Here is a 26,096-nt window from a genome sequence, read left to right as displayed (position 1 = left end):
ATGAAGGTATAGAGATGAATTTTGCAAATCCATCATACTTTTTTATCGAAAAGTGGTTTATTTTCTTCTAGTGGAAAAATAGTTTGGGTAGATAAAGGATAATCGAACAAAAACAATTCTAATAAAGAAATTTACGCTTTTAATATTTAAGTGGATATTAGAATGTAAAAGTGTTTTAAAACACATTATTTGATAAAAAATAAACCCACCAACTAATTTATCTTGTAGGTTTCTGCACACTCAACAGAATATATAACATAAGTAAAAAGGTCGGAAAATCTAAACATTTTCAATTACGAAAAATGCCTATTCATCTATTTCTGCTGAAAATTCAAAAATGATACATTGACTTTAAAATGTTTAATCAAAAGTAAAATCTTAATATCAAATCTTTAACAATTGTTAAATATTCACAAACTGTAATTGAATATATGATGCATATATATTAATGAGTATAGGGACATAATTTCAGATAAATTAAGATAATAAGCAATAAAGAAATCTGACCCGAATCTTATTTTTAAATCGCACCCACTTAATCACAATTAAGAGCCTTACTTTTTTAAAATGAAAATTTAGTAAAATTTAAATAACATTTTTTTACTAATAAGTTGTGTATGACTTTTGGAATATATAGATTATGACAAATAAAAAATTATTTATTGGCATTTTTTCAGTAGTTACGGCATCCGCAACTGGTATATTAATCACAGCCAGTTGTAAGGAAAAACCGAAATTTGTTAAAGAAGAGTTTGAAAAGTTACATCCAAATGTCGTTATTAAGGAAGAATACAAAAGTGAAAACATAACGATTGATGATGCTTTAGTTGAATATTCTAAACCTCTTGAACAAAATAGAGCAGTTATTATTACAAATAAAATAGAAAGTGATAAACATAAAATTGTTTATCACATCAAGGATGTAAAGAAAGTTAATAACGAAGTGCTTGAACTCACAATGGTCGTCACTTTTAATAACGGTTATCCTTATGAGTATGTAAGTTCTTTCCGTAATTTTATTACGGAGGAAGAAAAAAACAACCGTAATAAAAGAAAAGAAAATCAAGCATTTTTAAACGAGGCGATTCAATACAGTGAGGAAAAAAAATTAAAAATGCTTGAAGTGAAAATTAATGAACCGTTTAAAAATAAACCTCTCTCGATTCTTAAAACAAAAAGCGAAATGGCATTTACGGTTACCTTTAACGAATCTTCATACAAACATAAAGATGATCCAAAATTTCAGGGGATTAAAATTGTTATCCTTGATATCAATAAGAATGAACCGATAGATGAAGATGGCAATCAAATTATCGTAACACTTGGAGTAACCAAAGGTGAGGGGAAAACTATGGCATTTAAAAAAGTAATGTATGTAATTGAGGGGTAATTATGAAGTATAAAATTAAGAAAAAATTAGTTATTACATCTGGTGTTTTATTGACATCATTAACTATCGTTCCTATTGTTGCTTCGTGCACTCTTCATTATCAAGATTTAAAAAAATACCACCTTCCGGTTGGTTTTCGTGATACTCAAGTTAATTTGGTAGCAAAGACAGAAGCAAGTGAATTTTTAAAGGACATTGAAGATAAAATTCTTTTACCAAAAAACGAGAATGGTGTTCAATATTTCTTTATCGGTGCAAGATTAGTACCGAATGACCCAGACTTAATTGAAGTCATCGTTCGGGTAACATTTGATGACAAAGAAACTACTTACTCTTCCATCTTAAGTGGTTTTTTAAAAAAGGAAATCGCCATTGCAAAACGAAAAAACCGTGAATTCCTTGAATTACAAAAGAAAGATGCATCAAGTCCTTTCAAAGTTCTCCCACTTCTTTCTGGTGTAAGTGTTAATGAATTTAATATTGATTTTGTGGTTGCTTCCAAAATTGAAAATTTTGCTTTTAAAAAGTTAGAAGAAGATGTAAATTATCGACTAATTTCACTTAAAAAACTAAATGATAAAGAAGTGCAGTTTACGATTGAGATGTCAAAAGGTGTGGGTGAAGCGATTGAAAAATTAGTCTACGAACGAATAGCTCCTGGTTTCCTTACAGATAAGGAGGCAGAGGAAAAGAATAAGAAACTTGTGGCCGATGTCAATAATCATCTTAGTGTAAGAGTTAAGTATCCAGAAGTACTTCAACTTTCTGGAAGTGAAGCAAAGAAGAATCGCGAGAACTTTATTATTCCATCAAAAAGTGGCTATACTTTCGAAATTACAAATATTAAGGAGAATGTATCGGATCTTACTAAGCTTGATTTTGAAGTTAAAATTAGTCGCGGTGAGGGAAATCGTAAAGCAAGTTATACCTACATCACGAGTATTAGTGGTTTTAAAATCTAGTAATGTGCTATAATTAGAAGTTATTAATTTATTAATAAACAAACAAAAAAAGAAAGGTGCATTCCTAAATGGAAAATTTGACTAACTCTGTTGAATCGGTTACTGAGGAAAAAAAGGAAGAGCTACAATCTTCCGGTGAAGTAGTCGTAACTGCCAATGCGAAGCAAGACTCTCGTCCTGCTACACCTGCTGACGCCATTCAGTTAAAAGTCAACGCAAATTCAGCAATTAAAAACTTAAAAACACTTGTATCAATTCAAAAGCTTACTGAGTCTGGTGCTCACATCGGATTAAATCCTAAAAAATGAAATCCAAAAATGGCTTCATATATCCATGCTAAGCGTTCAAATAACCATGTTATTGACATTGTCAAAACTATTTTATTCCTTGACCGTGCTTACAAATTCATACAAGAAGTTGCACAAAATGGTGGGACTGTTTTATTAGTTGGGACTCGTGGTCGACCAGTTAAAGAACTAATTAAGGCAGAAGCAACTAGAATTCAGGCTCCTTATGTAACTCAAAGATGACTTGGTGGTACGTTAACTAACTTCCAAAACATTACAAAGAGCTTAAAGAAATTTAATAGTAATCTTGCTCTTCTTGAATCAGAAGACATTAATAAGTATTCAAAAAAAGAACAACTACAAATTCAAAAAGATACTGCTAAACTAGAAAAGTTTTATGGTGGTATTAAAAATTTAAAACAAAGACCAGATGTCATTATTCTTGTTGATCCGGTTAATGATATAAATGCAATTAAAGAAGCTAGAAAGCTAAACATCCCTGTTGTTTCTCTTGCTAATACAAATGCAGACCCGTCACTTATCGACTACATTATCCCTGTTAACAATAACTCAATTAGATCAACTACTTTAATTCTTGGCGTCCTTATTGATGCTATTGCTGAACTTCGAAACGAACCGACAAAAGTTGTTGGTAAAGATGATAGCGAAATTATCTTACCTGAAACAAAATCAGCAATGTGAAAACAAGCAAACCAAGACCGAAAGATGATTAATCCAAAGTATTTAAATCATAAACGTGGACAAAAACCAACCAAATAAATTTAATTACATTTGTTTTTAATAAAAAGGAGCACGAATTTGTGCTTTTTTTATTATATTTAATACCTATGTATCATGAAGAAAAATTATCTTAATGGAATCTATTGCTTCTACTAAAAAATTTTTTAACTACCGAAACATCGTCTTTGACAAAAAAAAGATGCCTAACAAGATGTCTCAACTAAAGAAAAACGTTGTTGTCTGAGCAAGCTTTTTTTTGTTACTAGTAGTTATATTCCTTGTTTGGATATGAAACATTTCTTATGCTGAGTACTTTGATGAAGCAACATCAAAATTAGCTTTTTTTAGCATAGAGGAATCCCTAAAACTAATTTTTACTAGCCAGTTTCTTCAACTTAAAAAGGAATATATCAATTTACAACAAACTGTTTATGTAAGTACTGCTTCTATTCTTTCAGGAATTGCACTAGCTTTTGCTGGGTGTATTACTCAATCATTAACAAGAAACCCGTTGGCCGATGCATCAACACTCGGAATTGTTCATGCTTCTGTTTTTATGGTAGTTCTTGCTTTCAGTCGTGGTTTAATCACCGAAGCACAACTTTATGGTTTCGCTTTTATCGGAGGGATTATTTCTGCCGTAATGCTATTCGCATTAGTTTTTGGTGGAAGAAATAAAGTTGGATATATCAAAATGACTCTTGCTGGCCTTGCGATTGGTGTTTTTTTTAATACAATTACTTATTACATTAGAGTAGAAGATGGATATAGTGCGAAGATTAATCTTCTTTTTGTTTTCGGCGGTGCTGAAAATATCATTAAGGCATATGAGTATACTGATTTCTTTAGAATTCTTTGAATATCCACAATTTTAATTGCTATCGGGGTTATAACTAGTATTATTATTTCTCACAAATTAACCATCATAGAAGTCGGTGATGACAAGGCAAAAAATCTAGGAACTAATGTCATTACAATTAAGGTAGTATCAATTATTGCGACAATGTTTTTAATTCCACCAGCTATTCTACTTGTCGGGAATGTAGCATTTGTTGGTCTCTTTGCTCCGCACATCATACGAAAAGTATTTAGTATTCGTGATTACCGTTTAGTTATGCCACTTTCAGCCGCTCTAGGAGCGATTATTACATCTGTTGGTGTCGTACTCTTCCGTGAAACTACTTACATTAATTCTTCAATCTGAATGACGATTATTGGGGCACCTGTATTAGCTTATGTCGGTTGAATCCATTGAGAAAAACGTTAAAAAATATCAGGAAGATTCCTGATATTTTTTAAATAAAACATTAATAATCGTATCGTTTTCTTAATAAGATATTAAGTATCAATTTGTTCTTATATTAACTTCAAATTCTTTAATTCTTATTTACTTTTTTTATTTAATAACTTAATTGATTTTTCAAAGTCATCAATTCAAGAATCAAGGATTTGGTGGGCTTCTTCTCAAGGTTCATTTTTACTTAAATCAATGTCTAATAATTTAATTGTTTCAAGTGGTTCACGACTTCCACCAGATGAAAGAAAGTTAAAAACATTTTCACGAGCATTTGGTTTATTTTCGTAAATCCGTTGACCAGAAATAGTCCCGCACACTTGACCAATTGCATATTTATAAACATAGAAAATACCAGCATAGAAGTGTGGAATTCTAAGCGGAGTAACAAGTTTTAACGAATAAATGGAATGAAACTTGTCTCTTGGTTTAGTATTAGTATATTCATAATTAAGTTGCTCATATGTTTTCATTACAACTTCAGCATTAAATGGTTTTCCATTATTAATAAGTTCGTTAGCAATTCATTCGAAATTACTAAACTCAACTTGTCGAGTTGTAGTAGCAAAGAAACTGCTAATCATTTCATCAAGAATCATAACCTTCATTGCTAAATCGTTTTGGTATTCTTTAAGCATATAATAGTTAAAATAAACTTCGTTTGATACAGAAGCGATTTCAGCATAAAAGATTTCATAATCATTGTAAATTGGTTGATTCTTATTTGAATAAAGGGAATGCATACTATGACCAATTTCATGAACAATCGTTTGAACACTTCGAATTGAGTTATCAAAATTCATTAAAACATAAATCTTGTCAATTCCCTTTGTACCGCCGATAGAATAAGCACCACCACGTTTATTCTTCTTTGGTAACCAAGAAACTCAGTGTTCATCAAAAGCTCGTTTAACATTCTTGACATATTCTTCACCAAGTACCGATAAACTCTTGAGAGCAAGGTCTTTTGCTTGTTCGATAGTATATTCAATTTTCTTATTAATCAAAGGAACATTAGCATCTCAAGGTTCAATTTTTGTTACATTGAGAAGTTTCTTTAAAAATGCCTTTCTAATCTTTTGATAACGCTCATAGCTAAACTTATATTTCTTAACCTGTTCATAAACATGTTCAATAAATCCTTTTGAAACATGGTCATCAAAACAAGTCCGTGCAATATAGTCTTCGTAATTCTTAGCCATCGCTTCTTGATTTAAATAAAGATAATTGTAATAAAGCATCTTAGCAATCGCATCTTTATTATCGTAATATGCACCATACATTGAAAGGTAAGCTGATTTTCTTAATTCACGGTCTTTATCTTTCAAATAAACAAATGCTTTTGCTTCGTTTTCAATTTTATGCTTCTTTCCTTTACTATCGACAGCATCAGCAAATTTCATATTCGCATCAGTAAAAGTACCGAAGATTTCAGAGAAACCACTATTTTGACGAGTTAACATCGTATAAAGTTTCTCTTTTTCTTTATCAAGTGTGTGTGGTTGATAACGAAGAATTTCATCATAAACCATCTTGTACGGTTTAACTCGTACATCTTCAAGATACTTGCTTACAAGTGAAGCATTTTCAATAATCTTGTTTTTGTAATCGCTTGTTTTTGTTTGTAAATCATAACTCAATGCACTCAATTTTTGTTGCATCGCATTAAAGTAAGGATCTGCAACATCCATGTTGTAATTATTTGAGATATAGTTGTAAAGTCGATTAGAGACAATGGTGAACTTTTCGTTAAAAAGTTGTCATTCATAAAAGTTATCAACATTATCAAGGAAGGTCTGATATCTTTTTAGATACTCATCTTTCATTGACTCTCATTCTTTAAATAAATCCTCGAGTGTTTTACCTTTCAGTAAATCATCAAGGTCTCAATTGTATTGATCTTTCATAACTATTACTTTCTTCATTAATATTTATAATTTTATAATAAAGTAAATTGGATTACTAAGTAATATATATTATGGATTTGTTAAATAGAATTAAAGCAGAAATCACACATCTTGGAAGTATTTTCATTAGGGTCTTATTAATTGAAGATTCTGATGAAATAAAAAAAGTTAAAGAGGTTATCAAAAAAGATCCTTATCTTTCTCTTGTCCAACTTGATTTTTTTCGGACAGAAAAAATTATAAATGAGTGCTGTCAGCTATACTATGAGATGAGAAAAGACAAAGATGGTATTAGTTTTGAAGACGCAAAGAAAATTGTTACTAATGATAATCTCACATTTGCTGTTCTTCTAACTAATTTAAATTATGTTGATGTCTTTGTGGTAGGTAAAGAAACAAGCAGTAAAGAATGCTTTACTAAAATCTTACGAATCATAAAACCCGCTCCAGGACTACGTTGTAGTGCTACAATGGCTTTGATTAAACAGCAAAAAATTATCTTTTTATCAGATGTTGCTCTTAATCTTAAAGTTGAAAAAGATGATATTTATGACATCGCTAGAGCGAGTGTTGGTATTGCAAAAAATATATTTAATATAAAAGAAAACCATGTTGTTTGTGCTTCTTATGTTTCTGATATCATCATTGATGAAAAATATAATGATTATAACCTTCTTGGATACCTGCAGTATGATGCAATTGTTGACCTTAATGTAAGAAAAAAGAAGTTACAAAAGGTTATTAACTACGAATTTAATCATATTATTTTTCAAAACATCGAAACAGCTAACACTGTTTATAAATTGATGAATAAACAACTTGATTATCAAGCTGTTGGAACGTTCATTAATTATCTAAATAAAAGCATAGGAATGGTCTCACGTTCAGCAACTGTTGAAGAATTAATTCTAACCATTTATTGTCTAGTATTAGATTACTTAAAAAGATATCAAAATGAAAATAAAAAGTAGTTTTGTTCGCTTATTCCATATTAGTTAAATCTTGCTTAATTAATATTCATTGTCTCTTTCTTTTTGCAATTCTCAAAACAAAAAAATAGCTCGAATGAAAACTCAAGTGCAACGCATCTGGGTTTTCATTCGAGCTCCAAGTATTGGTTTTCCACCCCTTGGATTTTTAAATATTATTAAATTTTTTATGTTCTTCAATAAGAAGATATTTTTTCGTTAAATGTGTAACAATAATAGCTTGTAGTTTGTTTTCAGTGTTATAAAGTTTAATGACAACGACGGGAACATCTTCTTTAATTTGTCCTAGAGGGAGCATATTTCCGTAAATTTCTCGGTTTTGAAAAGAAATTGTCGTTTCAACATTAAAGAAATCATCAATCCCACAATCGAGCAAAATTTTAGCCATATTGATGTGTACATCAGATAGTCGGTCGCTCTCAATAAAGCGATTAAGAAAAAAATATGACATTCCCATCAAATTTTTTTGTTTGTCATAAAGGGAAACCCGTAGAGCATGTGAAAATCTGCGGTCTTCAATTAAATAATTAATAGCAAATTGTTCGTAACGAATGCGATCAGTAAAATGATAAAGACGAGCAAAAATAGGATTGATGTATTCATCAATCGTTTTTGTGACATAAAAACCAGAACCTTGAATCGGGGAAATAATTCCAAGAACCTTTAGAATTTCATATGCATTGTGAACTGTAATTCGACCAATACTAAATTTATCAGCTAATTTGTGTTCACTAGGAATAATATCCTTAATTTTAAATTCTTCTACAGCAATTTTCAATAAGACATAACGTAGAATATATGCTTTATTGGTCATACCATCAAACTAATTTTTCTTAGTTTCTTCTTTATCTTTAGATTCTTCGTTTTCTTTTTTAGTCATTGATTCGATTTGTTTTTCAAGTTCCATTTGCTTAGCAAGTTTTTCACGAATATTTTTTTCAAGAATACTCAAATCACGATTAAACTTATCAATGATGAAAGCGGTAGTTTTTTCTTCAAGAAGAGTAAGACGTGCCGCTTCTCATTGAGCTTTATTTTCTTTAAAATCACGAATTGGTTGGTTCGTTTCTTCGTAATAACTTGATAATATTTTTTCAAGTTCTTCATCTTTAATTTCAATATTAAAAGTATCTTGAAGATCTTTAAAAATTAAAGTTTTTTGAATAATTTTTTTAGCAATTTCAGGGGCAATATTGTTTTTATATTCGCCAAAAGCTGAAATGATTCGAGGAATTAAATTTTTGATATCTTCATCTACAAATTCAAATTCATAAAATTCAGCAAGTTTATCCATTGCAGCAGAAAAAAGGTTATCACGAACTACGATATTGTGAAGTTGTTGAGCCTTTTCTTCATCCGATTCCTTAGCAAAAATTTTTTCAATTCTTTGCTTATGATTTTCAAGAGCGGTTGGATCAACACGAAGTTCCTCAAGGACGATTGTATATGATCAATCAATATCCTTTTTATTAGTTATCTTACTTTTAAAATCCATTTTAAATTCCTTATGTTATTAATCAATGAATTAATCATTAATACTATTATATACAACTTTACAATTAGACTTTTAAGATTTAATATAATGCTTAACTTTAATATTATGAACAAGTTTAGGACAAAGCGTATCTATTAAACAAGCATCAATATCATAAACATCTTTTAATAGTTCTTTAGTAATTACATCATCAGGGAACCCTGTTGCTTTGACATGACCATCTTTAAGAACATAAATGTAATCGCTATACTGAATTGCTTGGTTTAAATCATGAAGAATAGCAATTATTGTTTTGTTTTTATACAGTTGCAAATGTTTCAAAGATTCTAATAATTCATATTGGTTCTTAACATCAAGATAAGTAGTCGGTTCGTCAAGAATAATAATCGGTGTATCCTGAACAAGACAAAGAGCAAGAATAACCTTTTGTCTTTGACCACCAGAAAGATCTTGCATAAATTTATGAGCTAAGGATTCTATACCCATATCCTTAATAGTTTTGTTAATAATATCCTTATCATTCTTTGAAAGAATACCCGTAATTCCTAGATACGGGTTACGACCATAAGTAATAAAATCAATAACTCTCACACCTTGTGGGATTTCAATTGTTTGAGGGATGTAGGAAATAATTTGTGCTAACTTTTTATTCGATAGTTTGCTAATGTCCTGATCAAACACTTTTATCGCTCCTGGAGCGGATTTTAAAAGTTTTACAATTGACTTTGCAAGAGTTGATTTACCACAACCATTAGGTCCTAAAACAGTCGTAAATTTATTCTCAAAAAAATTTAGATTTATCTCATCAATAGCATTAGGTAAATTACGAGCATACTTATATGAAAGATTTTTAATTTTAATAGCAGTATTCATATTATTTACCTTTAATAATCAAGTACATAAAGTAAGGAACAATGATAGTAGTTGCTAGGAAACCGACTGGAATTTGGGTATTTAAATTATTTGAAATAAAAAGAGCAATAAGAACAACAGCTGCACCAATAAAGAAAGCACCAAACATCATTAAGCTTGTTTTATTACCAAATAATTTGCGGGCAACAGCACCACCAATAACTCCTAAAAGTGCAACATAACCAACAAGAACAATTTCAAGACCAGCAAGAATAGCAACTAATGAATAAACAGCAATTCTAAGTTTTTCGGTATTAATCCCTGTTGTTCTAGCAATGTCTTCTGAGGTTTCGTATAGATCAATTTTTTTGCGAAGGAATCAAATTGGAACTAACGTTAAAGCTATCAGTGTACTGCAGACCACAAGGGTCGGAATATCTATTTGTTTCGAATTAGGAATAATTCCAAGAGTATAGTTTTGGATAAAACCAAGAGCGAGGGTAATGCTCTTATTTTTAAGTTCATAATTGCTTGGATTAACAACAACGACTGATATAGCCTCAAAAAGAAAGTTAAGAGCAATACCAACTACAATAAATTTTTCAGTATTTGCCTTACCCAGACGGGAAAGTGTGTAAATAATTCCTGTCCCAAACACACTTGAAAGAAACATTATGATGGGTAACACACGCATTTCGATGCTTGATGTGTCTTTAATTCTTCCAGAAACAGAAATTAAGTAAAAGGTCATTAAAATAATATTTAATGAACCAATACCTAAAATTGACACATCAGAAAGATAATTTCTGGTTACCTTCTGCAACAAAACACCAGCGACAGCGATTGCACCACCAGAAAAGAAAGCCATCATCATTTTTGGCCATCTACGATGAATACTGCTGACAATATCAGCTTCTAGTCCGATGTGTGTATCGTAATAAATAGAAAGAGTTAGAAATACAAAAAGGATACATATCCCGATTAACAAAAGCATTTTTAATGCATTTCAGGTTGTGTATCTTTTGTCTTTAAAATTATCAAAAAAGGTTATCTTACTTTTATTAAGATTTTTATTGTTCAACAACATTAGTTACTTTCAACAAATCTATCTCAATAGCTTCCTCAGCTAATTGCTTTAGATTTAGCAGCTTCAATTTGATCTTCAAGTTTTTTCTTAAATGCTTCTTTTTCAGTACCATTAAGGTTCTTTGTTTGATCATCAAAGAATTTAGTTTTAACTGACTCAAAGTGGTTTAAAACTAGTTTTAAGACTGAGTCAAGTGCCTGATTAATTCCAATCGGATTCTTTACACCATCATTTCAAATTTCGAAGTTATCTCTTAAAATTTCGTGATTAGTATCCTTTTTTAATAAGCTCTTAACAATTGTGTTATTAATACTTGAGAATTCTTTACCAGCTTTGCTATAGTCAACTTGAATCATAAGATCTGTTGATCCTGAGAAATAGTTAAAGTTTTCACTCTTTAACTCTTTTTCTCCAAGGTTTCATCATCAACCGTTATCATCCATATTAAAGATACTTCCCGTAATCTTTTCAAGTAATTTTGCATCATAACCTTCGGGACAGTGAAGACTTCCGTCGGGGTGAGTATGACAAAGTTCAATATCTCCTTTGATTTTTTCAAGAAGAGCTTCTGGATCGTTACTTTTTAATTTAGGAGCTGGTGCTTTAAAACCTAAATCATAGTAAAGGAAACCATACTTAGATTGACTTTGTACAGTTGATGAACCATCAGTAGTCGAAAGAGTTAATAATGAAAGAGTTTTTGAATTTGTGTTATCAAAATTCTTTGTATCTGGATCATAATTCTTATCAACATAACCAATTAATTTAAATAGGTCACGCATATTCTTAAGACGATCAATGTAATTACCAACTATTTCGTTAGCATTCTTTAATGCATCCTTCATTTTTTGAAGACGTTCTGGTTCGCTTTTAAAAGCTTCTGCTGCTTTTTCTGTATGAGAATACTTTGTGGTGTTATAAGCAATTTCATACAAATAAAGACTAAAGTCACGCATGCTACCTAAGTAAAGTTGAGTACCACCATCACGTCTAAGGTTTTGTTCGAAGATAGGGTGGTGATGCAGTGTAGAATGACTTAATTTTTGAACAACCCCATTGGGAACAATTAAGTTTGAAGGATGATAATTCAAATGGTCAAGACCACCTTTTTTAATTTCATCACTAAGAATTAGTTGTTTAAGAATGTATCAAATTTTGTTGTTTAAACTAGATTTAGTGTTTCAATTTTTTTCAGCATAGAAAAGTGGAATGTCATTGCTATCAAGTACTCGCTTTGCAAAATTTGAATTAGCAAAATTAATTCCATCAAATGTTTCACCATGAAGGAACTCTTTATTTAACTTTTGAGCAAAGTATCCATAATTATGAAGGGGGTGAAGACTCTTTGTGTCATCATCAAGGTACTGTAAACTCTTTCTTAATTCAGTTGTTAAATTATCGTTAGCATTTGCATTCTCAAGGTTTTCAATTTCATGTTTACTTAATGAAAGATACAAGTCTCGACTTAATTTAAAGTCAACAGAAACAACAGTAGAACCATCTGCAATCGGACCATTTTCCGGTGTTAGTTTTCGGTCTTTATTAGGAATAAAGTGAGAGTTGTCAAGGAGATATCGGTCGTAGAAAACAAGACCCCCTTTGTGCTTATCTCAAAATTCTTCATTCAGGTTTTCACCAAATTCATTACCACTAAAACTTCATCAAGTTGAATCGTAAGTTTGTACTTTATCAAATAATGAAGTTAGTTTATCACCAAGTTTTTTTCGAAAGTCTGGTTTCTTATATATTGATCGTTGAAAAATTTGAGAATTTGAAGTTGCATCAAGATAAGGAAAAGGTTTATTACCTTTTCAATAAAGTTGATGAGGATAATAGTCAGGTGTAATTCCAAGTGCTATTAAATTATCAGCCTGTGAAGAGTAAGTAGGCATTATTTTATATCTAATTTTAGAATGACCAAGCGTATGTCCTGAATCAGAACCTTTACGGTTTTCATTATTGCAAGCAACAGCAACACTAGTTACAGTTGCACCTAGAGTCAATGATAATAAAGAGAAGATTAAAATTTTTCTTTTGTTATTTTTAAGTTTCATAAATAAACTAATTTCTTCTTTAATATGTTGTTTTATTATAATAATAAACAATAACTATCTAAATTTTACTTATAGAGTACTAAAATAGAGTACAATGCTAAGAATAATTAGTACATTTACAACAAAAAATATTTACTCATTGGTGTAATGAAAGAATTTCAGCAAATGGATGAAGTGCCTGTCAAAGAGATTGAACCGTTAAACCACCATCAAGAAGAATTTTTCTCAACTGGTGTTTTCATCGCAATCGGTTGTGTTACTTTACTATTAATATTGTTATCAGCAATTTTCTCTGGTGCTGAAACTGCTTTTACATCAATGAATAAAGTAAAATGAAAAACTGAATCAACGAAAATCAAGTCAAAAAAGTTAGTTAAAGTTGTTTATTTTTTATTAACCAATATGTCACGGACAATCGCGACCGTGCTAATTTTAAATACCTTAGCTAATATAGCGAGTAGTGCACTTGCCGGTTTGTTTTTTTCAGGGATAATTAAGACCTTTACATCATCAGGACAAGCTGAATCAATTGGTACTGGGATAGCAACGGGAGTAATGACTTTTTTAATCCTTGTTTTTGCTGAATATTTACCTAAAAACATCGGTCTTAAATCACCAATAAAATTCATTATTTTTTCAGGATGACTCCTTTATATTTTCTACTATCTTTTTTGACCCTTCACTTGAATTCTAAATAAAATTTTTAATAGAAAAGAAAAGACTTTAAAGGCTACCATTGAAGAATTAAAATCGTTAGTTGATGTCATTAACCATGAAGGAACCCTGGATAGTCAAGAAGCTTTAATTATTAGTAAAGCAATTACCTTCGATACCATTAAAATCCAACAAAAAATGGTAAGCTGAGATAAGGTAGCAAAGATAAATGTAAGAACTTCCATTCGTGATAGTATTCCGTTTTTTTTAAAAACTGGTTTTTCTCGTCTAGTAGCAATTGATGACGACGGCGAACTAGTTGGGGTGGCACATGTAAAAAAGGTTCTACCATACATAACAAATAACGAAACTGGAATCATTAAGGATATCCTACTTCCACCATTTTATGTAAAAGGTGAGGACACACTTTTTGATGGACTAAGACAAATGCAGATACAACAATGTCACCTTGCTATCGTCGTTGATAATATGTTTGAAAAAAACATCAGCGGAATTATCACTCTTGAAAACATTACCGAGGAACTAACAGGTCAAGTATATGATGAGACTGATTTAGATAACGATTCCATTAATGATATTCAACATATTAACGAGCATACATGAAAGGTGAAAACTAATGTTAATGCTAAGTTGTTTTTAAGCACCTACATTGATAAAGATTTTAAAGTAGATAAGGACTTAAGTATTAGACAATTTGTATCTTCATTAAATAAAAATCGACCCTTTAGGGATCGACAATTAATAGACCACGACCTAATGTGAATTGAGGTTTTTAAAGATATTAAAGGTAAAAAATTTACCTTCTTAATTGAAAAGAAAGTAAAAGAAAATTAGTCCCTATTAACTAGTGACTGATAAAGTTGTTTTATTTTCGTATTAAAGTGGTTAAGACCACTTTTTGTTATTTTTATTTCGTATTTTTCTTCCATTAATTGTGCTATCTCATTAAGAGATGCCTCGTTATGTATCAATCTTATTTCACAATACTTTTTTTGATTTTCATTTAAGGTGTCAAAAACTTCTTGGTGCGACATAATGTGCTTGATCATATTTGAAATAAGAACACCACTACGTGCTGATTTATTGATGTTTGAAATGTCAAGATTATTAACTCTTTGATTTTGTATTATGAAATCTTTGGTAGTGTAAATATCAAGAAATTCAAAAACCGAATCATTTGCTTTAATCGCTACAAGAAAGTCTTTTATTGAGTCAGCTTTTTTTACATAAATAATTTCTTTTTGATGACGATTTAGAACACGAAACTCAATACCAAAGCGGGTAAGAGCAATTTTAGTAAGGTCAGCATAGTTATGCGAATCACATCTTATTTCAAGGTGATATTGCTCATTCGGATGACTAATTGAACCGCCAGAAAGAAAAGCACCAATAAGAAAGCAAGAGGCTACTCTCTCATTCGCAAGATAGCTCTCATCAATTCCTTCATAAAGTTTAATTGACTTTTGAAGATTGTCGATTTCTTTTTTTAGAATTAACTTAAAATTTATCTTTTCCTTCTTTAAGATATCATTTTGTTCTTCGATAATAAAATCAATATTAACATTGTTTAATGTTTCAATAGCATTAAGGATAAAATCAATAATTTGGCCGTTTTGTGATTTTATTATCCACTCTTGTTCTGTACCGAGTTTTACGGTTAAATTGTTCTTAAAGAAGGAATACAAAATTCATTTGTAATCTTTCACATTGTAGAATTTGTTTGTACACACATCGTGTTTTACAAATTCACTAAAAGTAATATTACTTTCCGTTTCCTCAATCGTTTCGATCAATGTATTCTTTGACATAAAGTGCTGCTATTGTTCCATCGTTTATTGCTGTCGAAATTTGTCTAATATTTTTGTGTCTAATATCACCGGCTGCATAAAGACCTTTGGAAACGGTCTCCATATTTTCATTTGTATTTATAAAACCTTGTTGGTCTTTAAGTTGGTCAATTAGGTCATTTTTAAAAATAGAAGGAAGGAGACCAATGAAAGTAAAATTAGCCTTGACCTTTATCAACTCTATTTTACTAGTGCTTTTATCTTTTAACTTAATATCTGTAAGGCCATTACTATCACCTAAAAATTCAATGGTATCCTTATTCATTAAAACAGTAATGTTTTTATTTTTTTTCAACTGGTTAACGATCAATTCATCGGCTTTCAATTGTTCCTTATTAGAAATTAAAAAAACCTTCTTACAAATACCAGCTAGAAAAATTGCTTCTTCAACAGCAGAGTTTCCAGAGCCAATAACACTTACGATCTCGTTCTTATATAAAGCTCCATCGCATATAGCACAATAAGAAATACCCTTACCTTCAAATTCAGTTTCACCAGGGATATTCAATCTTCGATTAGTCGTTCCTGTCGCTAGAATTACCGCTTTCGCCTTCGTAGTGAATGACTCCATAATACCGGTGTTAAAATTATCATTCACCATACTTGTAATTGTGTAAATTTTGCTATTTTTATCAAACTCAATATTAGTTACATTTTGGTAGATAATTTCGATATCAAGGTTAGTAACTTGTTCGTACATACTAAAAGCAAGATTAGGTCCCTCAATTGATTTAAATCCAGGATAGTTTTCAACCACTGAAGTGGTAACCACTTTACCCCCAGGTGTGTCTTTTTCGAAAATAATTGTTTTTAAATTCGCTCTTTTAGAATAAATAGCAGCGGTCATGCCTGCGGGACCACAACCAATTATTGCAACATCATATAAGTTATATTTTTTATTTTGCATCATTATTTATGACAATAGTAAAACATTTCTTCTGGTTTTTTATTATCGGTAAATTTATGTTTTCATTTCTTAGGTAGCATAAATGAAAATAGAGAATCAACTATTCATTTATGACGATAACGCGGAAGGAGGAATTGAATAATTAAAACAGCAATTAAACCACCAATTAAAAGAAGTGAATTAATAACATAAGTACCAGTAAAGGTGAATTGTGAAGCACGGGCAGATTCGGTACTAAATCGAATAATTCCATAACCGATAAAATAAGAAGCACCAACTACTCCGATTCTTATTTGCTTAATGTAAGAAAGTCCGAAATAAATTAAGGTGAACACCATAATATTGCCAAATGATTCGTAAAGAAAAAGTGGTTGATAAATGACAAAAAGGGTTCTTTCCTGATTAATAAAGTGTTTCATACCTTCGAATACTTTAGGCATCGCATTTTTTAGTCATTCGAGAGCTTCGGGGGTAGATTCTGCACCAAAAATTTCACCATTAACAAAGTTTCCTCAACGTCCAAGAGCTTGACCTAGAAGGATTGTCGGAAGAATGGCATCGCAATAAATTCACATACTAGGTTGACGGATAACAACATTACCATCGGCATCTACATCCCGCACATGGAATGTAGGTTTTTTTAAAATTAAAGGGAAGAAAATAAGAGCAGAAATAACTCCACCAATGACTCCACCTTGAATAGCAAGACCACCTTGTCTAAAGTTTAAAAAATCCGTCGCATCCCCTATTGCTAGACTCCAGAGTCGAGCACATAAAATACTCACCGGAATACATACAAACATATAATAGAAACCTGGTTCGTAACTTACCTTGTAATGGAATTTAAGTCGTAAACAATATGTCAGTACCGCAATTCCAAAACCCATCATAAAGATAATTCCATATCAATAAACAGGGAAGTTAGCACCTAAATTAAATGCTACACGTCCATCAACAATGTAATTATCTAATGATCCAGATGCAGCTACATTTGTTAAAATAGTTGCATTATTTGTCATTATCGCTTTCAACCTTTCTTTTTATTTGTTCAATAAACATATCTGCACTATTATAACCACTCGCTTTCAGTTTATAGTCAGTAATTGCTGTTTCAATAATGTCTGCAATACTTCTTCCTTCAATTACCGGGATAGTATAGTGTACCAATTCTACACCACAAAAGGATTTTTTTAAAATTTCTTTTCCGAATCGTTCAAATTGAATTCGTTCCTCTTTTACTGGTTTAACTAATTCAATAATTAATTCTATCCTTGTGCTTTCAATCATTCGCTCAATTCCAAATGCACGCGGAAAGTTAATAATACCAAGACCACGAACTTCAATAAAGCCTTTTGTGCTTTCTTCAGCAGTTCCATAAATATTGTTAGCAATACGGTTAATGACAATTGCATCATCAGCTACAAAAATATTACCTTTTTTGACAAGTTCAATTGCAAGTTCGGATTTACCAACACCGCTTTCACCAATCAACATCACACCTAATCCAAAGATATTTAAAAGAGTTCCGTGGAAGAGGCTTTTTGGTGATAATCTTTGAGAAATATAGGAGTTAATAGTAAAGTTCAATTCATAATAACTAAAGTCAACTTTAACGATAGGAATCTTATATTTCTTACCAATTTTAAGCAGCATATCGCTATGCTTAAAATTTTTACCATAAATAATTAAAGGGGGATTCAGTTTAAAAATTCGATTTAATTTTTCCTGAATGATGGTTACTGAAAACTTATCAAAATAATTACTTTCTTTTGATCCAAAGTAAACAATAGACCAAATTTCGGTAAAAAGAATTTCACCTGATAGTTCAAACCCTAGTCTTGAAATACCAGTTGATAAAATTTCCCGGTCAATATATTCTTCATTAGCAACTACATCAAGGTTAAATTTATTAATAACTTGACTTACATAGAGTTTATTTTTTAATTCCATATCCAACCTAATCAATTATCAATTCTTTCTCTTCATTATCTTTTATATAAAGAGCAATTTTTTTATTTTCATTAACTGTGATAAAGGTATTATCTTGAACTCGGTATTTCCGAGTTGCTTGATTTTTTTTTGATAAAAAATTAAGAATACCGTTAATTTTATCTTCTGATACATTTTTAATTTTTCAATGATTTAAAAGATAAAACATTAAATAATATTGGATAGAATCGGTTTGAATAAAAAAATAATCGAAATCAAAATCTTTGTTCATAAACTCCGTTCAACCTAGTTGAACATTAACATCAAGTCAACGATTTTGCTTATTATATTCATTTATTTTTTTAATGAATTGGAAAATTCTTTCTTCTGATCAATCAGCCATCATTTTTCTTACAGCATTTCGTTCATAAATAGTAGAGTCGTTTGTTTCATCAAACCCATAAGAAATGTGGTGTTCATTACAATAACGAATTAAAGTGGTTTTTCTTAAATCAATGAGAGGACGATAAACATTTAGATTATTAATAATGGTTTTCTTTTTAATACCATAAAAAAGAGCTTTACTTTCTTTTGACTGCAACATATAAGCAGTTTCAAGATGATCATCTAAATGGTGAGCAAGCATTAAGTGGTTAAGGTTGTATTTGTCGGCAATTTGCTTAAAAAAATCATATCTGATCATTCTTGCTTTCTTCTGAAAGTTATTAACATCGTCATAAAGATTATAAATTTCATCAGTGACAGTTAAAACTTCACAGATGATGTTGTTTTTTTGACAAAAATTAATAACGATTTCCTTATCTCTCTTACTTGATTCACGTTTTCCATAGTCAATATGACAAACTACTTTAATTTTCTTTTTATACATATCAAGCATTGCCATTGAATCAGGTCCTCCTGAAACTCCAGCAACATACTTTTTACCTTTTAGTTTATCGATTATATTTATTCATAACTTTGTCAAAATCTTCACCAACCGCATCTATCAATGCTTTTGAAATTTCTTTAATAATAGGAATCAAATCTAGTCGTTCTTGAATTGAAAACGAAGAAAGAACATACGAAGAAAGTTCCATATTTTTATTTCTTCCAATTCCAACACGAACACGTTTAATTTCATCAGTTCCTATGAGATTAATAATATTTTTCATGCCATTTTGTCCACCGGATGAACCTTTATATCTAAGTTTAAACGAACCAAAAACTGTGTCGATGTCATCGTAAACAACAATAATATTTTTTGTATTGATATCAAAGTACCTAATAAAAGCTGAAACAAACTCACCTGAAAGATTCATAAAGGTCATCGGCTTCGCAATATAAACAATTTTATCCTTCAAAAAAGTTTTTGTAAAAGCACCATTAAACTTTGTTTCAGTTAGCTTAAGATTAAGTGCTTCTAAAAGTTCATCAATAACCATGAAACCAACATTGTGCTTTGTTTTTGAGTAATTTGAACCCGGGTTCCCAAGACCTACAATTAAATATTTTTCCATAACATAAATTTTAACTATTTATCTTATTTTTTCCTAAAAACTTATTTTTTATCAAATATATAAATAAGGAGGAAAATAAAATGGTAGTTTTTTCTTTTAGTAAAGTTTTCTACATATCTACAGATAATATTTATTATTATTTAAATAAATTAAATTTAAGTTAAATTGGATGTCACATGGAATTTTTAATTAGTATTAAGAAAATAGATAAGGTTATGAAGATAATAAATCTTGTTACAGCTAATGCAGGAAGCAATCTTATTGCTTCGTGTGTATCAATTGAAGTTGTTAATAATATGATTTATTTTCAAGCCCAAAGTAACATTAACAGTGTTAAGGTTGAAGTAACTGATGAAATTGAATGTACAACCGAAGGTAAGGTTCTTGTTAATGCTAAATTATTAACTAACCTAATTTCTCGACTTAATGAGCCTAATATTTTATTTAAATTAATTGATAATCAAATTCTGTTTATTAAAACTAAAAAGTTTGAAACTAATATCAATGTAATTGATTTTGATCGAATGCCGATCAGTAGTTTTAATGTGATGACTAATAATGAAGTAGATATTAGCTATGAGATGTTAAATAAAATTATTAATCAGGTTGTCCCAAATTGTCTCACTACTTCTTTGACTGAAAAATTGCAAGTAATATCCGGTGTTCTTATTGATAGTACACGAGAAAAGGATAAGGTTTTTCTAGTCGCAACCGACCGATGAAAAGCATCGAGTGTTGTTTATCCTTATTCAGGCAAAGATTGTAAGATTATTTTGCTTTCACAGAACATTAAGTTAATTAATGATTTACTTAAGATTTTTCCAAAGGAAAACTTACCAATTAAGTTTTATATGCAAAACAATGACCTTTTCTGTTGCTACGATAACATTGTTTTTATACTTAAAACAATTAAAGGGGAATTTCCTGATGCGATTTCCATCTTTAATGATACTGAAACATATACAGATGTAAAAATTAACCGTAGATTCCTTTTTGATGCTCTTGAACGGGGAAAGGTTTATGTTGAACAAGAAAATAAACCGAAAATGGTGGTTGAAATAAAAAATAACATTGCGACTTTATCTTTTGATACGATGGAAGTTGGGTCATTAACAGAAACCGTTGAGCTTGAAAATACGATATTTTGTGATTCGATTAAATTTATAATTAATCCTAATTTTCTTTCTCACTGCATTAAACTTTTTACTAATGATATTCTTACTTTTAGAATTCAAAACGGAAAGAATCGACCGATTAAAATTTTCGATGAAAAGGATTCGACATTTCAACAAATCATTAGTTTAATTGCTGGTGAGTAGTAGTCGGTTCTATACTAAAACTACATTTTATATATAAATATATAAACTTGTTAAATATGTTATAATTAATATATTTTATTAATAAGGTATTTAAATGAGTGAAAGCACAAAAGATATAACCAAAGTTTATATCGATAGTGAACCGATGACTTTATCCCAATTTCTAAAGTTTACAGGTAACATTAGTTTTGGTGGGTTGAGCAAAGAATTTTTAAAAAATAATTTAATTTATGTCAACGACGATAAGGAAGAACGTCGCGGTCGTAAATTATATTTTAATGATAAAATCAAAATCAACAAGATTACTTATTTACTTTTAAATACCAAGGAACGAGATAATTAATGGTGGATAATAATCAAAATTACACATCAGAAAGTATTAAGGTACTTGAGGGTCTTGAAGCTGTTCGTAAACGTCCTGGTATGTATATTGGGACAACTCAATCTGAGGGTTTACACCATATGATTTGAGAAATCGTTGATAACTCTATTGATGAAGCAATGGGTGGATATGCTTCGTATGTTCGTGTTGCTATCTTAAAGGATGGTTCAATAAGAGTTGAAGACGATGGACGTGGTATTCCGGTTGAAATTCACGAGAAAACAAAAAAGAGCGGGGTTGAAACCGTTCTTACTGTCCTACATGCTGGTGGTAAGTTTGACCATTCAAGTTATAAAGTTTCTGGTGGTCTTCACGGGGTAGGTGCTTCTGTTGTTAATGCTCTTAGTAAATGATTTAAAGTTTGAGTTAATAAGCAAAACGAACTTTACTATGTTGAATTTATTAATGGTGGAAACACGGTTGAACCATTGAAAAAAATAGCGACTAATACTCCAAAAGCTAATGGTACAACTATTGAGTTTTTTCCTGATTTCGATATTATGGAAAAAAACGAATGAGATGAAATGAAAATTATGGCAAGACTTAAACAACTTGCTTACCTTAACCGTGGTGTTCATATTTACTTTAATTCAGAAATCACAGGTCGAACTGAAGAGTGATATTTTTCAGGTGGTCTAAAGGAATATATCCAAGATCTTAATCGAGAAAAAGTTCCGCTTTTTGAATCCATCATTTATGGAGAAATTGAAAAAGATGTAAAAGTTCCTGGTCACGATTCAGATGTTTATAGTATTAAGTGTGAAGTTGCTTTCCAATATAACACCTCATATAACAATTCAATTCACTCGTTCTGTAACAACATTAATACCACTGAAGGTGGTACACACGAAGAAGGTTTTAAGCTAGCGGTTACTAGACTTATTAATAAATTTGCACTTGAAAAGAAGTATTTAAAAGACACTGACGACAAAATTACAAAAGATGATGTAGCAGAAGGTTTAACTGCAATTATTTCAATTAAGCATCCAAATCCTCAATATGAAGGTCAAACAAAAAAGAAACTTGGTAACTCCGAAGTTAGACCTTTTGTTAATGAAATCACAAGTTTAATTTTTGAAAAATACATTAATGAAAACCCAGACGAGACCAAATTAATTCTTGCTAAGGTAATGCAGGCCGCAGAAGCTCGTCGTCGAAGTCACGAAGCACGGGAAGCGACACGTCGAAAATCTCCGTTTGAAACAAATAGTTTACCAGGTAAGCTTGCTGACTGCTCAAATCGTGATCCATCTGTGACAGAAATTTATATTGTCGAAGGTGATTCGGCCGGTGGTTCAGCAAAAACAGGACGTGAGCGAGAATATCAGGCTATTTTACCACTTAAAGGTAAAATTATTAATGTTGAAAAAGCGAAAATTGATAAAGTTTTTGCGAATGAAGAAATTCTAAATATGATTACCGCAATTGGTTGTGGTGTTGGTCCTGAATTAAATCTTGAAAAACTTCGTTATTCAAAAATAATTATTATGACCGATGCTGATGTTGATGGTTCGCATATTAGAATTCTTCTACTCACTTTTTTCTATCGTCATATGCTCCCGTTAATTCAAAACGGAAATGTTTATATTGCACAACCACCTTTATTTAAAGTTTCAAGTGGTAAGAATATTAAATATGCTTATACCATGAATGAATTAGATGAAATTCTAAAATCATTTGGTACTGCTAAATACAATATCCAAAGATATAAAGGTCTTGGGGAAATGAACCCAGAACAACTTTGAGAAACAACAATGGATCCTAAGAATAGATTTTTACTGCAAGTTAAAATTGAAGATGCTGCGATTGCTGATAAAACATTTAGTCTTCTTATGGGTGATGATGTTACACCACGTAAAGAATTTATAGAAAAGAATGCAAAATTTGTGAAAAACCTTGATATTTAAGGATTTGTGTGTAAAAAAATATGGCAACTAAAAAACCAAAAAAAAGTAGATTAACTACCGAAGAAATTAAAGAACAACTTTCGGTATCAGTGATTAAAGATCATAGTATTGTTAAAGAAGTTGAAGACTCATTCCTTGATTATTCAATGTCCGTTATTGTGTCTCGTGCTCTTCCTGATGTGCGTGATGGTTTTAAACCAGTGCATCGTCGTGCTCTTTACGCCGCTTACGAAAACGGGATGACAAATGATAAGCCTTATAAGAAGTCAGCACGGTGAGTTGGGGATGTAATTGGTAAGTATCACCCCCATGGTGATCAAGCTGTCTATCAAACAATTGTTCGTATGGCACAAGAATTTAGTCTACGTTACCTTCTTGTTGATGGTCATGGTAACTTTGGTTCTATTGATGGAGATAGTGCCGCTGCAATGCGGTATACCGAAGCACGTTTATCAAAACTAGCTGGTGAAATGTTAAAATACATTGATAAAGAAACAGTGCAGTTTGTTCCTAACTACGATGGTTCAGAAAAAGAACCATCGGTATTGCCTTCCGGTTTTCCTAACTTACTTACAAATGGAACAACAGGGATTGCGGTCGGAATGGCAACAAATATTCCACCACATAATTTAAATGAAGTTTGTCTAGCAACTAAACTTTATGCGAAGAATCATGATGTTTCTATTGACGAACTTGCAGGAGTTATTAAAGGTCCTGACTTTCCAACAGGTGCTGAAATATACGGCGAATCTGGAATTTATAAGTATTTTCACACCGGTAAAGGTTCGATTACAATACGTTCAAAATACGAAATTGAAGACCTAAGTGGTGGTCGTCAAGCGATTATCATTACTGAAATTCCATATATGGTTAACAAGGTTAACTTAATCGAAAAGATTGTTGAACTTGTAACTAATAAACAAATTGAAGGAATTTCTGACTTAAGAGATGAATCAAGTCGTGATGGAATCAGAATTGTTATCGAGTTAAAACGGGACATTATCCCTGAAGTCCTTTTAAATAAACTTTTTAAAATGACAGCTCTCCAATCTAACTTTAGTGTTAACAACCTTGCTCTAGTAAATGGTGTTCCAACAATTCTTAACATTAAAGAAATGATTAAGTATTACTTTGAACATCAAATTGATGTGCTAGTTAAGAGAACCGTTTTCGACCTACGAAAAGCGAAGGAACGAATCCATATTGTTGAAGGTCTGGTGATTGCGGTTGATAACATCGATGAAGTTATTAAGATTATCAAAGCTTCAAGTAACGATGATGTAGCAATTAGCACACTTACTAGTCGTTTTAACTTAAGTGAAATACAAGCAAAAGCAATTCTTGAAATGAAATTGCGAGCTTTAACTGGTCTAAATATTGATAAACTTAAACAAGAACACGCTGAATTATTAAAGATTGTTGCAGATCTTGAAGATATTCTTGCGAACTACGACCGACAAGTTAATATTATCTGTGAATACCTAGATTACCTTATTGAAAAATATGGTGACGAAAGACGAACTTATATTCAATATGGGGTTTCAAGCAATATTGACGAAGAAGACCTTATTCCACGGGAAGACATTGTGATTACTATGTCAAAACGTGGTTACTTCAAACGCCTTCCAATTGACACCTATCGGTCTCAACGTCGGGGTGGTGTTGGTGTTAAAGGTATTAATATGTATGAAGATGACGATGTTGAAAAAATCGTTGTTGCAAACACCCATACTGACCTATTAATGTTTAGTAATAAAGGAACCGTTTATCGGATTCGTGGTCATCAAATTCCGCTTGGTTCAAGAACTAGTAAAGGGATACCAGCGATTAATTTCCTTCCGCTTGACAAACAAGAATCGATTATTTCAATCCTTCCTATTGAAAATTATGAAACCGGTTACTTATTTTTTACTACCAAAAACGGAGTTGTTAAACGTTCGCTAGTTAGTGAGTTTAAATTAATTCAGTCCAACGGAAAACGATTTATTACTTTACGTCCCGATGATCAACTATTTAGTGTAATGAATACAAATGGAAATAATCAAATTTTCATTGGAGCTAGTAATGGTAATGTCGTTCGTTTTAATGAAGATGATGTCCGTAGTATGGGAAGAGTCGCAGCCGGTGTTAAAGGAATTCATTTAAATGAAAATGAATTTGTTATCGGTACTGGCATTTCAAGCCAAGGACAATACCTTCTTGCGGTTGGTTCAAAAGGTCTTGGTAAGTTAACTTCTGTTGAAGATTATCGAGAAACTAAGCGTGGAGCAAAGGGAGTTTCAACTCTTAGGGTTAATAACAAAACTGGTAAACTAATCAGTATTAAAGTAGTTGACACTGATGAACAAGCATTGATGATTACGACGACTGGTAAGGTTATTCGTCTTCATATTAATCAAATCTCCATTATCTCACGAAACACTAGTGGTGTTAAATTGATGTCACTTGAAGATGGTGAATCAATTAAATCAATTGCTATTTTTAAGAATAGTGATATTGACGAAGAAAACGACGATGAAACTATATCAAACGATATAAATAAAGAGAAATAAAGG

21 protein-coding genes and 1 pseudogene are annotated in these 26,096 nt (G+C 31.0%); 10 read left to right on the top strand and 12 right to left on the bottom strand.

What is annotated here, in order from left to right:
• The first annotated feature begins 640 nt into the window (after positions 1–640).
• From T416_RS0100235 to T416_RS0100220, 4 genes and pseudogenes are all read left to right on the top strand, one after another.
• A complete protein-coding gene (locus T416_RS0100235; protein ID WP_031488831.1) occupies positions 641–1,390 on the top strand; it encodes a hypothetical protein in 750 nt (249 codons plus the stop codon).
• 2 nt (positions 1,391–1,392) lie between these two features.
• The gene (locus T416_RS0100230) at positions 1,393–2,352 is read left to right on the top strand and encodes a hypothetical protein (RefSeq protein WP_031488830.1); all 960 of its coding nucleotides are present in this window, start codon (positions 1,393–1,395) and stop codon (positions 2,350–2,352) included.
• Between the two features lie 68 nt (positions 2,353–2,420).
• Positions 2,421–3,395: pseudogene (rpsB, locus tag T416_RS0100225) on the top strand (30S ribosomal protein S2); the annotation flags it as partial.
• Between the two features lie 118 nt (positions 3,396–3,513).
• Positions 3,514–4,647, top strand: coding sequence for a FecCD family ABC transporter permease (locus T416_RS0100220; protein WP_031488828.1), 1,134 nt, complete (start codon positions 3,514–3,516; stop codon positions 4,645–4,647).
• 116 nt (positions 4,648–4,763) lie between these two features.
• Here the strand turns inward: T416_RS0100220 and pepF are convergent, their stop codons facing one another.
• Entirely contained in the window at positions 4,764–6,581 is a 1,818-nt protein-coding gene (gene pepF, locus T416_RS0100215) for an oligoendopeptidase F (RefSeq protein WP_051675823.1), read from the bottom strand.
• 71 nt (positions 6,582–6,652) lie between these two features.
• Here pepF and T416_RS0100210 point away from each other — a divergent pair, with 71 nt between their 5' ends.
• Entirely contained in the window at positions 6,653–7,552 is a 900-nt protein-coding gene (locus T416_RS0100210; protein ID WP_051675821.1) for a phosphate acyltransferase, read from the top strand.
• 166 nt (positions 7,553–7,718) lie between these two features.
• Here T416_RS0100210 and T416_RS0100205 read toward each other — a convergent pair whose 3' ends face one another.
• The 5 genes from T416_RS0100205 to T416_RS0100185 all read right to left on the bottom strand — a co-directional run bounded on the left by T416_RS0100205 (position 7,719) and on the right by T416_RS0100185 (position 13,058).
• Positions 7,719–8,384 carry a GntR family transcriptional regulator gene (locus tag T416_RS0100205; RefSeq protein WP_051675820.1) on the bottom strand — a complete coding sequence of 222 codons (666 nt, stop codon included), beginning with the start codon at positions 8,382–8,384 and terminating at the stop codon, positions 7,719–7,721.
• Positions 8,385–8,393: 9 nt separating this feature from the next.
• Positions 8,394–9,065: an MPN555 family protein chaperone gene (locus T416_RS0100200; protein WP_031488824.1), complete on the bottom strand. Its 672-nt coding sequence runs from the start codon at positions 9,063–9,065 to the stop codon at positions 8,394–8,396.
• 72 nt (positions 9,066–9,137) lie between these two features.
• Entirely contained in the window at positions 9,138–9,938 is an 801-nt protein-coding gene (locus tag T416_RS0100195; RefSeq protein WP_084277109.1) for an ABC transporter ATP-binding protein, read from the bottom strand.
• Between the two features lies 1 nt (position 9,939).
• Positions 9,940–11,004 (bottom strand): iron ABC transporter permease, encoded by a 1,065-nt coding sequence (locus tag T416_RS0100190; protein ID WP_031488822.1) that lies wholly within the window; start codon positions 11,002–11,004, stop codon positions 9,940–9,942.
• The gene (locus T416_RS0100185; RefSeq protein WP_051675818.1) at positions 11,004–13,058 is read right to left on the bottom strand and encodes a Vmc-like lipoprotein signal peptide domain-containing protein; all 2,055 of its coding nucleotides are present in this window, start codon (positions 13,056–13,058) and stop codon (positions 11,004–11,006) included. The genes T416_RS0100190 and T416_RS0100185 overlap by 1 nt, the downstream gene beginning before the upstream one ends.
• A 147-nt stretch (positions 13,059–13,205) precedes the next feature.
• Here T416_RS0100185 and T416_RS0100180 point away from each other — a divergent pair, with 147 nt between their 5' ends.
• A complete protein-coding gene (locus tag T416_RS0100180) occupies positions 13,206–14,567 on the top strand; it encodes a hemolysin family protein (RefSeq protein WP_245600621.1) in 1,362 nt (453 codons plus the stop codon).
• Here the strand turns inward: T416_RS0100180 and whiA are convergent.
• Genes whiA through pth form a run of 6 tightly spaced genes read right to left on the bottom strand, consistent with a single transcriptional unit; the run spans position 14,564 to position 19,933 of the window.
• Complete coding sequence (gene whiA, locus T416_RS0100175) at positions 14,564–15,541, bottom strand: DNA-binding protein WhiA (RefSeq protein ID WP_031488819.1); 978 nt, start codon at positions 15,539–15,541, stop codon at positions 14,564–14,566. The two genes, T416_RS0100180 and whiA, sit on opposite strands and share 4 nt — an antisense overlap.
• Entirely contained in the window at positions 15,495–16,490 is a 996-nt protein-coding gene (locus T416_RS0100170) for an NAD(P)/FAD-dependent oxidoreductase (protein WP_245600620.1), read from the bottom strand. The genes whiA and T416_RS0100170 overlap by 47 nt, the downstream gene beginning before the upstream one ends.
• Positions 16,490–17,506 carry a prolipoprotein diacylglyceryl transferase gene (gene lgt / locus T416_RS0100165; RefSeq protein ID WP_051675817.1) on the bottom strand — a complete coding sequence of 339 codons (1,017 nt, stop codon included), beginning with the start codon at positions 17,504–17,506 and terminating at the stop codon, positions 16,490–16,492. Before lgt ends, T416_RS0100170 begins: the two co-directional genes overlap by 1 nt.
• Positions 17,496–18,437, bottom strand: coding sequence for an HPr(Ser) kinase/phosphatase (hprK, locus tag T416_RS0100160; protein WP_031488816.1), 942 nt, complete (start codon positions 18,435–18,437; stop codon positions 17,496–17,498). Before hprK ends, lgt begins: the two co-directional genes overlap by 11 nt.
• 7 nt (positions 18,438–18,444) lie before the next feature.
• Positions 18,445–19,401, bottom strand: a complete 957-nt coding sequence (gene tilS, locus T416_RS0100155; protein WP_031488814.1) for a tRNA lysidine(34) synthetase TilS — start codon at positions 19,399–19,401, stop codon at positions 18,445–18,447.
• A complete protein-coding gene (gene pth, locus T416_RS0100150) occupies positions 19,370–19,933 on the bottom strand; it encodes an aminoacyl-tRNA hydrolase (RefSeq protein ID WP_031488813.1) in 564 nt (187 codons plus the stop codon). The genes tilS and pth overlap by 32 nt, the downstream gene beginning before the upstream one ends.
• 176 nt (positions 19,934–20,109) lie before the next feature.
• Between pth and T416_RS0100145 the strand changes: the two genes are divergently transcribed.
• The 4 genes from T416_RS0100145 (at position 20,110) to gyrA (ending at position 26,093) form a co-directional block, all read left to right on the top strand.
• Positions 20,110–21,252: a hypothetical protein gene (locus tag T416_RS0100145; protein WP_031488812.1), complete on the top strand. Its 1,143-nt coding sequence runs from the start codon at positions 20,110–20,112 to the stop codon at positions 21,250–21,252.
• A gap of 94 nt (positions 21,253–21,346) precedes the next feature.
• Positions 21,347–21,595, top strand: coding sequence for an RNA-binding S4 domain-containing protein (locus tag T416_RS0100140; RefSeq protein WP_031488811.1), 249 nt, complete (start codon positions 21,347–21,349; stop codon positions 21,593–21,595).
• On the top strand, positions 21,595–23,541 hold the full coding sequence (gene gyrB / locus T416_RS0100135; protein ID WP_031488810.1) for a DNA topoisomerase (ATP-hydrolyzing) subunit B: 1,947 nt from the start codon (positions 21,595–21,597) through the stop codon (positions 23,539–23,541). Before T416_RS0100140 ends, gyrB begins: the two co-directional genes overlap by 1 nt.
• A gap of 20 nt (positions 23,542–23,561) precedes the next feature.
• Positions 23,562–26,093, top strand: coding sequence for a DNA topoisomerase (ATP-hydrolyzing) subunit A (gene gyrA / locus T416_RS0100130; protein ID WP_031488809.1), 2,532 nt, complete (start codon positions 23,562–23,564; stop codon positions 26,091–26,093).
• Positions 26,094–26,096: the final 3 nt, after the last annotated feature.

Source organism: Ureaplasma canigenitalium ATCC 51252, from assembly GCF_000712165.1.
GTDB classification, from domain to species: Bacteria; Bacillota_I; Bacilli_A; order Mycoplasmatales; family Mycoplasmoidaceae; genus Ureaplasma; species Ureaplasma canigenitalium.
Note: the sequence above shows the minus strand (reverse complement) of the source record. Positions and strands in the feature narration are given on the sequence as shown.